Below are 11,911 nucleotides of genomic sequence, written 5' to 3'. Positions count from 1 at the left end.
TTACCCGCAAAGATAAACCAGAGCTTAGGGAGACTGCGATTTGATCCCGTTCTTGAGGTGTTAGTTTAGATGTTTTATGCATACCTGAATTTTACTTCAGGTGTTGCGATTCGTTTTAGAACTCACCAGTATTTGATAGATTTCCCAAAAGTGTTATAATATCGTTACTAAACATGGAGAGGATTCTAGATGAGTCCTCTCTATTTTTTTGTCTCAATCACGCATCCTCAGGAGCTCGCGCAGATAATTAAAGTCCCGGAAGTTTCCTCCGGCCAATTGCCTAATTTCTCTTGCCGTCCGTTCGCCTCGGGCCAAAATGGTCACCCTTTTGCCGATATTTTTCAGATTTTAAGACTTTTTGGGCTTGCGGCTGGGGAGCTTTTCGCCCGGATAGGCGCAGGCGGGGCCGGAAAGAAAAGCAAAAACCTGGCGGCAGGTGCCCGTATAAACAAAGATGTTCCCGGCTTTTTGCACCAAGGCTTCGGCTTCGTTTTTTCCGGTCTTGGTGACTTTCAAGTCCGCGTTTGGCAAGACGGGAAAACCGGGCTCGCGAAAATCTGTTTTCAATCTCCTGATCAGGTCGCCCGGAACCGACCCGTTTTCCATTTCATCCAGGCTGAGATCGTTTTCCTCAATTAACCGTTTGGTCATATCAGGTCACGAAGGATCTTAATAAGCTCAAAAGATCTTTTGCCTAATCGCGGAATTCTTTTAAGGTCTTTCTCGCTTAGAACTGCCAGCTGGGCTCTGGTGGTAATATCTTTTCTCCGTCCCAACGTATAAATAGTTCGGCTGAGTAAGAAAGTGTTTCGGGAAATTTCCCGCGGCAATAAAGAAGTTAAGGCTTCATTACCATAATCTCTAAAATTCTTGTCCCAGAATGCTGTCCAGCTAGTTCCAGTTCCTCTGGCTTCAGGCAACTCGGCAATAGAAGCTTCCAATCTGCCAAAGTTTGAGTTTTGCTTCCTCTCTACCTCTCTAACGGCTTCTATAAAAATGTTATTGGATCCGTCTTCTTTGGGAATTAAAGCCTCTAAATAATTTTTAAATTGCTCTTCGTAATGTTCCACCACTCCGCTTGATAAATGACCCTGGTCTGCGAGGATTTTCATTTCCTGCAAGTCTGCGGCCCGCTTCTGCCTTTCTTTCAAGAATTTCGTCGCCTTGTCAGTTAGTTCCTCTCCTGTCTGCTGTTGCAAAATTCGCATCCCTTCTTGATCCCGCTCAAGAGCCAGGTGGATTCGACTTCGCAAGCGGCCGATTTTCAAAGCCGCCTCAGCACAGTCTAGAGCCTGAACTTCCCCCGTTCCGACAGCGTCGTATAACGCCTGGTTCCTGCTGATTCTTCTAGCTAAGCGTTCACGCTTGGCACCCAAAGGTTCAGGCATTGGGGCGGCTTCATTAGACATAGGGAGATCTTATCATATTATGGGCTTTTCGCAATGATCCATTCATCTATTGTTTCACATCTGGATTTCCGCCCGGGTTTTTCAATGCTTTTTCCATGAGCCAATAAGTTCCGTCTTCACCTTCGTCAACCGGCTTATCGCCAACTTTTGAAAATCCTCTCTTTTCATAAAAATTAACCAAATCAGGCACTTCAGATCGGCAATCGAGGCGCAGCCAATTTGCCCCGGACGCGCGGGCCTTTTCTTCGACGAACTGTAATAATCGCCCGGCGAAGCCCTGTTTTTGATCCTGTGGCAAGACTGCCAAGGCTGTCAGATAAATGGCCGGTTCATCGGGTCCGGTAAATTTTCCGGCGTAGCCCGGCTCTGTGTAGTACCATGGCGGTTTAGTATCAAAAGTGGCCGTACCAACCGGTTTGCCATTCATTCGTCCAAGATAAACTTCTTTTTTCCGAATCATCTTTGACACCATTTCGGCAGTGTAATACTTCGTCCAATGATCCAGTTTTCCTTCCGAAAGTGACTTGGAGCAAGCCGAAATTATTCCCCAGACTGCCGGTTGGTCGCCTTCCTACGCCCGCGCAATTTCCAAATTACTAGCTGGTTCCGTTCGTCTTGCGGTTAAATCTTCTTCAGGCATACGGTTACTTTAGTACCTTTGGAATGTGATACACGACTTCATCAAGTTCCCTCCCGGACAGGTTTGTTTGCTTAAGCTCTCCGGCCAGAACTGCGCCGAGGGATTCCGGAATCTTGCGGCTGGGAATATTTCTCTTATCAACAGGATACATTAAATAATCGAAATCCAGATTCTTTTGTGCCCAATCGGCTAAAGCAGCAACCGCTTCTCGCCCAAGACCTGATCCATGGACACTTTTTTTGAGCCAAATCCCCAGTTCCGGAGTCCGGGTTTTAATTTCATGGAGCCCCGCGCAGCCGAGAAATTCCCTTGTAGTTTTATCAAGAATAACCATTTGCAGCTGCTCATCCCGGCTGTCTTTTTCCATTGCCCCATCAATAAACTGATAGGTATCCTCAATTTTCTCCGCCGGTTTGGGATACATGAAAGTCGTTATCTCCGGGGTAAATTCTTTAAAAATCACGGGGGCATATTCCCGGGAAATCGGGGCTAACACCAGTCGGCCGGTCTCAATTGAAATGTTCATAATTAGAAGCGCTGCCGATCCTAACGCCTTTTTTTGTGAGAGCGGCGAAAATGAGGCCCTCCCTCCTTAAGAGTCTCATCATCCCGGAAGGAGTTATGGCATTTTGGCGCCGGGCTGGTTCCCTGATGAGTCTCCTGGAACTCTCTGGCTTTAGTTTTCTTGTCTTTCCAACCAAGTATCAAGGCTAACTCTTCCGGTGACAGATTTTCAAAATTTTCCATAAGTTAATTATGACACAAACTATGATCAGGTTTTTCCATTTTTCCGGTCTTGGCGTCTTTCAGGCTGAAATAACCGGGGTAAATTTCAATTCTGCGGGTGTCGAATGTCAGCAAGTGATGAACCTGTGAAACCATAGCTATGTCTCCCTGCCCGTTTAACCATAAGGCGCAGTCTTCAAGAGTAACCACTGATTCCTGGCTATCAACCGCCCTCCAGGCTGACTGCGGAAGCAAAGCCAGAGTATAGGCCGTTTTGTATAGGTCCAAGCGGTCAGCAAAGTCCCGGAAGCCAAGCCTTTTGGTTTGGGAAACGGTGGGAAACTCCAAGACCATTTCGCCTTCACTGACAGACTTAGCGCCAGCCAGCGGGTCGGCAGTACTGCCGCATTCGAGACGCCGGTTCGGCACTTCCCACACTTTTAACCGGGATACACCTAACAGCCTTTTTGCCGCCTCGCTGTTCATCAACGAAGGTAAAAGAGCTTTTACATAAGCCATCGGGGGCAAAGGCAGGAAAAGTCTGCCGAGAGTCTCGCTGCCGGAGCGATTTTCAAGCCATTCGGCCTGCAGCATCAATTGATATATTCCCTGAACGGTTTTGGCCGAGAGATCCAACGAAGGATCTTTCCGATTAAATTTTTCCTGGTTCAGGCCTGCTGTCAGGACAGCACCTATCGACTCGGCTTCAGTTCTTGAAAGCATAATATAATTATATCTTACTATAGGTCTAGAAGCAACTCCTAATCCCCCACGGCCATATAACATATTTTATAAAACGCGCGCCTATTTCCGGGGAATCAGAGCCAGCCAAGAGTCAGTCTCAATAGGAAATTCCGGCCGGGAGGGAACCGGAAACCGATTGTCCTTGCTGGTAAAGCATTTCGTAAATACTTTTCCCTTCCGGCACATCCTTCGTCGGCGACGGCGGATTAACCGAGATATTGCCATATGAATATTCCTGAGTGAAAGAAGATTCTCCGGAGCCGGAAACCATTTTTCGCGTTAAATATTGCTTGTCATCAAACCAAACAGTTGTGGCCCCCGGCGTATCTGCGAAGCTCTCTTCATATTTAAAGCAATTTAAATTGCCGCAGGCTTCCATCCCCAAAAATTTAAAATTCATTTTCCCGGCACTCGCTGTGGCTTCTTTAACCATATTGTCCGGCATAAAATCCTGTGGGTTTAATTCGGTGGGTTGTTGACTATCCGGCTTTGCCGTCTGCTTCCACCACTTTCCATCAGAAGGGTCTTTAATATAAGTTGTGTCGCCGATAGAAATAGACTCGGACAGCGGTTTGCCATTATCCGTTTCCGCAGTATGAATCCGGAAATCGTTTCCGACCAGTTGAATATCTATAACGCTGGTAGTCCCTTTCCCGGAAGAAGTCGAAGTAACGCGGTAGGCTGACTGATTGGCTTGAGCGACCATGTTTTTGCGAACATTTGCGTCAGAAACATAAGGCACCAGGTCTTTTTCCGAAATTCTGGGAATAACTGAGACCACCTGAAGGCCGGAAAGAGCGGCTGGAAGTTTGCTAGTTTTAGAAATAAAAAGGTAGCCCCCACCGACAGCTAAAACGATCAGGGCAACCACCGCCGGGATTAAAAGTTTATTCATCTATATTCAGCATAAAATGACTACAAGTTTCTTGTCAAGCCTCTTAATAATCCCTTCCCTTCTTCCACTCGGAATGTTCCCGTTCCGGAAGGTTAAAAGCCCTGATGATCAGCGGCTGAAGTATTTTCGGATTAATCAGAGCCTTATCAATAGATATGGGCATTTCCGGCGAGGCCGTAAAGAAAATTTTTCCGCACTCCGGAGGCACTGGCGTGGTTCTTTTTTCCGCCAAGTTAACATAGAAGATTGCCTCAATTGATTTACAATCCCGAACCACCATACTTTCTGGTACCTTCCCCAAAAATTTAAACCACCTGTTTCGAAGAGCTAAGTCTGCTTCACTTGGTCTGAGTTTTTCCCCCCACCGAAAGTAAACACTTTCGGCATAAACTTCCGGATCAATCGGCTGTTCTGCCCGAGTAAACATCTCTGTCTGGCGCGCCTGTTGGATTTCGCGACGCGCTTCGCTCTCCTCCGAAATTACCCTCTGCAAAAGACTGCGGGTTGCCTCGATTTCTCTTTCGACAGCCTCACTCATGGGTTTTTCCCCTTGCCCAATTATTACCGAACTTTCTTTAAGGCCGACGTCCATGAGATTATTCTATACTATACAGTAATTTCTGTCAGCCTCCCACTTACTTTTACCTCATAACTGATCTTTATTTGCAAATTTAAAACCGGGGTGCTAAGCTCACGCCCAAATGGGCAAGGAAACAGTTGCCTGCAAGTCAACAGTGAATATTTCCAGAGAAGACCTGAAACTTCTCAGTCCCGATGACCTGCTCCAGTTAATCAGCCTGTTCCCCCTGTTAGGTATTAGTGAAGTCAGGCTCACTTGCCAATGTAAAGGTCTCGTTAACAACGATACCGGAAAAAAAGAACTCAATGGGCCTTGCTTAAAAGAACTACTGAAGAAAAATGCTCCTGATGGTGCCGACCGCATTGAAAGTTGCCTCCATGAAGAAACTCAGGTTTCTAAGTAAGAAGTTTTTGCACTTGCCCGTTCCGCAGTATTGCGCCGGCCTAAATTCCGTTACCTTTTCAAGGTAAAATGTTTCTTCTTTTTGGGGAAAATCTTTCCCGCAAGGCCGCGTTCCGTTGCCATTGGGCCTGTGCCACCAACCGGGCCAGCCGGGCGCTTTTGGCTTTGGCTTCGGCTCCCGTTCGGTTCACGATGGCCAATTCTAACCACCCGTCAGAGTCAAGTCAACTCAACTCAATCTTATTTTTTACCCGACCGAAAACTCGCCTGGTTTAGCTTCAATAATTTCCCAAGGTGCAAGATTTTTACAGCCGTTCTTTTTATTGGCCTGTTTACAGTAGCGCTCAATCTTCTTTACTCCCGGGTTTTTCCCGGCTGTGCAAAAAAGGTACTCCGGCGCCATATTTTTCACTTCAAACTCCGCAAACCAGTTACCCTCTAACATATCTAAAATAATATTATATTATAGGATGCTAATCTTTTGAAGTCAAAATTAGATTATATACTCTACCGGGAAGATGACACTCTCATGGGCGTGCCTTTCGGGTAACTCACTCCCGACCATTATGGGACTTATTGATCAGGAGTTAGCCAACCGAGAAATTCTCAAGTAGTTAAAGGAGTAGTTTCGGGGTTAGAAATCTCTCTACCTTTAAACTCAACTGTTGCTGTTAATTTACCCGAGATAGGAGCCCAAGTGCCATTCTTAAAGGTAATTTATGATTCAACTGAGGCTTCTTCCTTGTTTGCAACTTCACCTTGGAGTGTAAGTTCTTAAAAGTTTAGCGGGGTAAAAGCGGTGACGGTCGGGATTATTCCGGCTGCGGCCGGGGTTAGCGGCAATATTAATGCATTTTACCCATTCACCGGTAGTTAACGGTTCCCGCGGAGAATGTGGCCGACCGACAATCTCATCAATTTTGCAGGGCTCGCCTTCTTTGCAGTTCCAGGAGCACATGTGACCTTTATGCAAACAGTTCTGCCAGTATAAAGTCATTCCGTGATAAAAAATTTTGGATTAACTAACCTGTTTTCGCCGCCGATATTATCAATTATTTGTGTATCTTCTTCGCTTAACTGGAAATCCAGGCTGTGAAAATTATCTGCAATGTGTTCCCGATCCCCGGACCGGGGAATGGCAATTATATTTTTGGAAATTAGCCAGTTAATAATGATTTGTGACGGGGTTCTTTTATACTTGTCCGCCAACTTGCTGACCCCCGGCAGTTTGAGATCCTGTCCCTGGGCAATGGGACTGTACGCGGTCATTAAAATATTGTTTTTGTCGCAGAAACTTTTCAGTTCTTTCTGATTTAAGGACGGGTGAAACTCCACCTGGTTATCAACTATTTCAGAAGAATATTTTAAAGCTTCCGTAAGACGGGCAATATTAAAATTCGATACCCCGAAATCCCGGATTAATTTTTCTTCTTTTAACTGTTCCAGGGCTTCCAGGGTTTCCCGAATCGGAATATCCTTATTGGGCCAATGGATTAAAAACAGATCCAGGTAACTAAGCCGCAGCTGTTCCAAGGTTTCTTTGCAGGAATTAACGGCATCTTGTTTACGAAGCTGAGTGGTCCAGACTTTGGAAGTCACAAACAATTCCTGGCGGGGTATTTTACTGTCCTGCAGGACCTTGCCTATTTCGTTTTGGTTAGCGTAGATCCAAGCAGTATCAATATGTCTAAAACCCACTTCCAAAGCTATTGATAGCGGCTCCGCCACCTTTTCCCCCTCCAACTGCCAGGTCCCAAACCCCAGAGCCGGTATTTCGGTCCCCGTTTTAAATTTGAAGTATTTCATTCGTTTAATTTATTCTAGCACTCTTGCCCTTCCCTTACGCTGCTTTGGCCAATAATTAAGCCTGCCGGCCTACCCTGCCAACAATTGAAAGGTGGTGAAAAATATGCCAAAAGAAGAACAGAAACACGAAGGCCACGAAAGAACTGTCAGCGGGATTAATGTCCTGGCCGGCATCTGGCTGATTATTTCGCCGTTTATTTTCGGTTATAACACCATTGTGGGCGACCTCTGGAATAATGTCATCGTCGGCGCGGTGGTCTCAATTTTGGCCTTAATCAGGATTGCCACTCCCCGACAGGCAGAATTTTTAAGCTGGGTTAATTTTATTTTGGGTCTGTGGATGATCGCTTCGCCGTTTATCTTGGGCTACCCGACAGTTTCAGCCCAGTGGGCCAATGTCATCGCTGGAGTTATTGTCGCGATCCTCAGTTCCCGATCGGTGACAGAAACCCGGATGATCCGGGGACGAACCGCAACTGTCTGAGCATTACATTATAATATTTTAAATTCCTTGCCCCAAATTTATGAAATTCTTATGGTCAGAGAGTTAGATAATTCATGTGAGGATCGCGCAAATCGCCCCGATCGTCGAATCGGTGCCGCCGAAAAAATACGGCGGGACAGAACGGGTGGTTTCCGCTTTAACTGAAGAGCTGGTGCGCCGCGGCCACGAAGTCACACTTTTTGCCAGCGGCGATTCGGTCACTTCCGCCAAGCTGGTTTCCGTCACTCCCCGCTCCATTCGCGATTCCCGCCTGAAAGATATTTACGGCCCAAACTACTGGACCATGCTTAATATCGGCGTGGCCTACGAAAGGCAGGGTGAATTCGATATTATTCACGACCACAACGGCCATCTTTCCCTGCCCACGGCTAACTGTTCGCATACGCCGGTCGTCATGACTCTGCACGGTTCTTTTGACCCGATTAACAAGCAATTTTATTCCCGCCTCGGCAAAAAAATTAGTTTTGTTTTCATCTCCAAAATGCAGGAAAAACTGGCCCCGAACATGAACAAAGCCGGGGTTGTTTATAACGGCTTAAACATGAAAGATTTCCCGTTTAGTTCTGGAAATGACGGCTATTTGCTTTTCGTCGGACGGTTATCCTTGGAAAAAGGCGCCCATATTGCCATTGAAGTGTCGCAGCTTTTGAATATTCCTTTGATCATGGCTGCCAAACTGGACTTTCTGGACATGCCCTTTTTTCAGGAATATATCGGCCCCAACCTTTCTTCCCAAGTGCGTTGGGTGGGCGAAGTCGATCAAAACGAGCGAAATAAATTAATGAGCCGGGCTCTGGCTCTTCTCCATCCGGTTACCTGGCCGGAGCCGTTCGGATTGACGATGATTGAAAGCATGGCCTGCGGCACGCCGGTCATCGCTTTTCGCAACGGCTCAATCCCGGAAGTGGTCAAAAACGGCCGGACCGGGTTTGTCGTTGAGGATATTGATGGCATGATTAACGCTGTCCCCAAACTTCCCAAAATTGATCGGAAGCATTGCCGCCAATACGCTTTGGAAAAATTTAATGGCAAAAAGATGACAGACGGCTACATAAAAATATATGAAGAAATAATCAGGAAAAATTCCCTCAATCTTCCCCCTTGAAGCCCCTTGACAGTGGTGCTATCTTAGCCTCAGACAGCATGTCCAGAACCGAACTTTATCAGGTTTCCTATCAAACTCTTTTGGATCTCGCCAGTGCCGACGGTTTAAACGCCTCCGGCCGCGGGGAAATTTTTAATTGTTTTTTCGGCCGCGATAATGTCATTTCCGCCTTAAAAATCTTGCGAAGTTTGGAAAAAAAGCCCGACGAAAAATTACTTTCTATCTGCCGCCAGGCCATTTTTACTCTGATTAATTTACAGGGCCAAAATATTAATCTGGAAAGCGGCGAAGAGCCGGGGAAATTTATTCACGAATTGCGCCGGGATAAATATGAACATTTAGTCAATAAGACTAATCCCTGGTATGTTTATCCCGACGGCATTTTGCGCAATTTTGACTCCATCGACGCCACCCCCTTAGCTTTAATTGCCATGCGCCGATTTGCCCAATACTTTAATGACGAGGATTATGCCAGGCTCGTTTTGCCTGCCGTTCGCAAAGGACTGGATTGGCTGATGAATTTCGGCGACCGGGATCAAGACAATCTTTTGGAATACGGTTTATCGCCAAAGCGTCAGCACGGCGGTCTGCCAGTGCAGTCGTGGACCGACTCTTCAGAATCACTGCTGCGGCCCGACGGAACTATGCCGCTTTACCCGATTGCTCCGGTGGAAGTTCAGGGTTACGCCTGGCTGGCCCTGCGGCTTTGGGCCGATTACTTTTCCGACGAAAAGTTGCGGGATTTTGCGAATAATTTAAAACGTCGCTTTAACGAAACATTCCTCTTTCAAAGTGAAGGTTATACTTTTCCGGCTCAAGCTTTAGACGGTTCCAAAAACCGGATCGAGACCGTGACCGGTAATCCTTTAATTCTCCTTTGGGCCAGCTACCGCAGCGAAAACGGAGTAGAAAGCATTTTGGATGCCAAGTTTGTTAACGATTTGGTCTCCCGCTCTTTCCTGCCGGATCTTTTTGATCCTGACGCCGGCATCCGGACTATGAGTACTCTCTCGCCGACTTTTAATCCGGGACAAAATTCCTATCACAACGGCAGTTTTTGGCCGGTCCTAAACGGTCTGGCTCATGAGGGTCTGGAGATTTGGGGATTTGCCAAAGAAGCGAGTTTATTAAAAGAGGCTAGTCTCAAGGCCCTATCATATTTTCAAACCCCGATTGAGCTTTACACGAAAGGCGTAGACGGTAACTTTCATGAATACAAAAATGAGTCCGGCCAGACCTCATGCCGGCAACAAGCTTGGTCCGCGGCCGTCGCTTTAGATTTCCTGACTACAGCCATTCCCCCTGAAAATCCAACGGGTTAACCGGACGAAGGGTGGAAACTTTAATAACCGCTTCTTTTTTTGAAACCAAAATTAATTCATCATTTTTGCCCGTTTCCAGACGAATTTTAACCCCCCGCGGTTTTTCCCAAAAAAGAAAGCGGTTTCTCGGGTCCGGATTCTTTGGTATCTGCTTAACAAAACTGATTTTTTGGTAATCCGGCAGGCCGTCGTTGAGATCCCGCAACCACTCCAAAAAACCCAGCATTTCCCAGGTGGCATATTTTGGACACCGGCGCAAAGTTTCATAGGCTGTCTTGCCGCCGTCAAGCCGGCGAACATATTCATCAAGAGTTTTCGCGCACTCCGGCACCACGAGAAAATCAAACCCCTGATTAACAATCAGCTTTTTGGTAATTTCCGTTTTCCAGTTGGTAAACTCATGCGAAATCGTTTTCACCGCAAAACCGGCAACACTCCTTTGGCCCACCAGACGGATCAAAGGTAAAAGATCATCACTATCGCGCAGGGGCAGGGTCTGCATATACGCAAATCTTATTTTTTGAGCTTAAAATATGATTAAGGGGCCTGTAAGAATGGGAAAAGTATGGATCGGCTGTTCCGGTTGGAATTACGCCCACTGGCGCGGCGGCGTTTTTTATCCGCAAGGTTTACCGCAAAAAGAAGAGTTTGCGTATTACGCGTCAGTCTTCGACACCGTCGAGATCAATAATACTTACTATGGTCTGCCAAAAATAAACACCTGGGAAAACTGGCTCGAGCGGGCGCCCAAAGATTTTATCTATTCTATTAAGGCCAACCGCTACCCCACTGTCTGGCCGGAAACTGTGGCCCGGGCAAGGCTATTGAAAAACCATCTTGGGCCGCTTCTTTTCCAATTTTCTCCCGGGGAGAAAAAGAATTTGCGCCGGCTAAAACTCTTTCCCGGGGTGCGGCAGGCTTTCGAATTTCGTAATGAAACCTGGAACAGTCCCGATGTTTATGAATTTTTAGCAAAACACTGCTGCGCCTATGTCATTATCAGTCATCCACAGCTGCCCACCGTCTGGGAAAGCACGGCTGACTTTATTTATCTCCGCTTCCACGGCAGCCGGAGTCTGTATAGCAGCGAGTACACTTCCGGGGAACTAGAGGACTATGCTGGACATATTAGGAAATATCTGGACAAAAATATGAGCGTGTATGCTTACTTTAACAATGATGCTTTTGGCTTCGCCCCCAAAAACGCCCTAACTTTGCGCCAGCTTTTGACCTAAAGGTGATTCGATGCTAACCAGGGTCACTTTTCCCGCCGAAGTTTGAAAACTTTTTCCGCCGTATTTGCTTACTAATAGGTAATAACCACCTTTCCCGTCAAACACCGGTTGGTTCACGGTTGTTTCCAACTCAATAATTAATTGCTCATACTGAGCGACGATTTCATCCTGAGCATTGGCCAAATTGGCCATATCTTCTTTGCGGCTGTCATACCTGGCTTCCATCCGGCTCGGCGCTTCCCGCGAAGCCGTGACCGCATGGCTGACAGATTGTCTATGAGACTGTAGTTGTGCTTTCAGCTGGTCAATTACTTCTTTTACTATTTGATCCATATATTTGAATTTATTATACAAGAATCATTGCCTTGAATTTCCAACTGAAATCTTAACCTTTTTTGACCTTCCGCCCCTATCCACCACTTTGCCTCGGGCCGTCGATGCCAACAAGATTACCGCGGAATGTGATAACGGCATTATTACGGTCACCGCTCCAATTGCCCCGGAAGCCAAACCAAAAAAGATCAACCTGAAGGTAAAATCAA

The 11,911-nt window shown here is 46.6% G+C and carries 18 protein-coding genes; 5 read left to right on the top strand and 13 right to left on the bottom strand.

Going from position 1 to position 11,911, the window contains the following annotated elements:
- Nucleotides 1-348 precede the first annotated feature (348 nt).
- From M1403_04115 to M1403_04080, 8 genes are all read right to left on the bottom strand, one after another.
- Entirely contained in the window at nucleotides 349-651 is a 303-nt protein-coding gene (locus M1403_04115; protein ID MCL4398177.1) for a hypothetical protein, read from the bottom strand.
- Entirely contained in the window at nucleotides 648-1,409 is a 762-nt protein-coding gene (locus M1403_04110; protein MCL4398176.1) for a hypothetical protein, read from the bottom strand. Before M1403_04110 ends, M1403_04115 begins: the two co-directional genes overlap by 4 nt.
- 46 nt (nucleotides 1,410-1,455) lie before the next feature.
- Nucleotides 1,456-1,881 carry a GNAT family N-acetyltransferase gene (locus M1403_04105; GenBank protein ID MCL4398175.1) on the bottom strand — a complete coding sequence of 142 codons (426 nt, stop codon included), beginning with the start codon at nucleotides 1,879-1,881 and terminating at the stop codon, nucleotides 1,456-1,458.
- A gap of 172 nt (nucleotides 1,882-2,053) precedes the next feature.
- Nucleotides 2,054-2,575, bottom strand: coding sequence for a GNAT family N-acetyltransferase (locus M1403_04100; protein MCL4398174.1), 522 nt, complete (start codon nucleotides 2,573-2,575; stop codon nucleotides 2,054-2,056).
- 20 nt (nucleotides 2,576-2,595) lie between these two features.
- Nucleotides 2,596-2,796 (bottom strand): hypothetical protein, encoded by a 201-nt coding sequence (locus M1403_04095; GenBank protein MCL4398173.1) that lies wholly within the window; start codon nucleotides 2,794-2,796, stop codon nucleotides 2,596-2,598.
- Between the two features lie 3 nt (nucleotides 2,797-2,799).
- Nucleotides 2,800-3,498, bottom strand: coding sequence for a hypothetical protein (locus tag M1403_04090; protein ID MCL4398172.1), 699 nt, complete (start codon nucleotides 3,496-3,498; stop codon nucleotides 2,800-2,802).
- A 118-nt stretch (nucleotides 3,499-3,616) separates the two neighbouring features.
- Nucleotides 3,617-4,414: a hypothetical protein gene (locus M1403_04085; protein ID MCL4398171.1), complete on the bottom strand. Its 798-nt coding sequence runs from the start codon at nucleotides 4,412-4,414 to the stop codon at nucleotides 3,617-3,619.
- 43 nt (nucleotides 4,415-4,457) lie between these two features.
- Nucleotides 4,458-5,006, bottom strand: a complete 549-nt coding sequence (locus M1403_04080; protein MCL4398170.1) for a hypothetical protein — start codon at nucleotides 5,004-5,006, stop codon at nucleotides 4,458-4,460.
- A gap of 109 nt (nucleotides 5,007-5,115) precedes the next feature.
- Between M1403_04080 and M1403_04075 the strand changes: the two genes are divergently transcribed.
- Nucleotides 5,116-5,397 carry a hypothetical protein gene (locus M1403_04075; GenBank protein MCL4398169.1) on the top strand — a complete coding sequence of 94 codons (282 nt, stop codon included), beginning with the start codon at nucleotides 5,116-5,118 and terminating at the stop codon, nucleotides 5,395-5,397.
- Between the two features lie 246 nt (nucleotides 5,398-5,643).
- Here the strand turns inward: M1403_04075 and M1403_04070 are convergent, their stop codons facing one another.
- From M1403_04070 to M1403_04060, 3 genes are all read right to left on the bottom strand, one after another.
- Nucleotides 5,644-5,841 carry a hypothetical protein gene (locus M1403_04070; protein ID MCL4398168.1) on the bottom strand — a complete coding sequence of 66 codons (198 nt, stop codon included), beginning with the start codon at nucleotides 5,839-5,841 and terminating at the stop codon, nucleotides 5,644-5,646.
- 309 nt (nucleotides 5,842-6,150) lie between these two features.
- Entirely contained in the window at nucleotides 6,151-6,393 is a 243-nt protein-coding gene (locus M1403_04065) for a hypothetical protein (protein ID MCL4398167.1), read from the bottom strand.
- Entirely contained in the window at nucleotides 6,390-7,202 is an 813-nt protein-coding gene (locus tag M1403_04060) for an aldo/keto reductase (GenBank protein MCL4398166.1), read from the bottom strand. The genes M1403_04065 and M1403_04060 overlap by 4 nt, the downstream gene beginning before the upstream one ends.
- Nucleotides 7,203-7,305: 103 nt before the next feature.
- Here M1403_04060 and M1403_04055 point away from each other — a divergent pair, with 103 nt between their 5' ends.
- The 3 genes from M1403_04055 (at nucleotide 7,306) to M1403_04045 (ending at nucleotide 10,134) form a co-directional block, all read left to right on the top strand.
- Nucleotides 7,306-7,686, top strand: coding sequence for an SPW repeat protein (locus tag M1403_04055; GenBank protein ID MCL4398165.1), 381 nt, complete (start codon nucleotides 7,306-7,308; stop codon nucleotides 7,684-7,686).
- A gap of 76 nt (nucleotides 7,687-7,762) precedes the next feature.
- A complete protein-coding gene (locus M1403_04050) occupies nucleotides 7,763-8,812 on the top strand; it encodes a glycosyltransferase family 4 protein (GenBank protein MCL4398164.1) in 1,050 nt (349 codons plus the stop codon).
- A gap of 38 nt (nucleotides 8,813-8,850) precedes the next feature.
- Nucleotides 8,851-10,134, top strand: a complete 1,284-nt coding sequence (locus M1403_04045; protein ID MCL4398163.1) for a hypothetical protein — start codon at nucleotides 8,851-8,853, stop codon at nucleotides 10,132-10,134.
- Here the strand turns inward: M1403_04045 and M1403_04040 are convergent.
- On the bottom strand, nucleotides 10,100-10,636 hold the full coding sequence (locus M1403_04040) for a hypothetical protein (protein MCL4398162.1): 537 nt from the start codon (nucleotides 10,634-10,636) through the stop codon (nucleotides 10,100-10,102). The genes M1403_04045 and M1403_04040 overlap by 35 nt on opposite strands.
- Before the next feature lie 31 nt (nucleotides 10,637-10,667).
- Here M1403_04040 and M1403_04035 point away from each other — a divergent pair, with 31 nt between their 5' ends.
- Nucleotides 10,668-11,369 carry a DUF72 domain-containing protein gene (locus M1403_04035; GenBank protein MCL4398161.1) on the top strand — a complete coding sequence of 234 codons (702 nt, stop codon included), beginning with the start codon at nucleotides 10,668-10,670 and terminating at the stop codon, nucleotides 11,367-11,369.
- On the opposite strand, the gene M1403_04030 is transcribed toward M1403_04035, so the two are convergent.
- Nucleotides 11,343-11,702 (bottom strand): hypothetical protein, encoded by a 360-nt coding sequence (locus tag M1403_04030; GenBank protein ID MCL4398160.1) that lies wholly within the window; start codon nucleotides 11,700-11,702, stop codon nucleotides 11,343-11,345. The genes M1403_04035 and M1403_04030 overlap by 27 nt on opposite strands.
- Nucleotides 11,703-11,911 lie beyond the last annotated feature (209 nt).

It is taken from the genome of Patescibacteria group bacterium (assembly GCA_023380635.1).
Lineage (GTDB): Bacteria > Patescibacteriota > Microgenomatia > JAMCZE01 > JAMCZE01 > JAMCRP01.
Note: the sequence above shows the minus strand (reverse complement) of the source record. Positions and strands in the feature narration are given on the sequence as shown.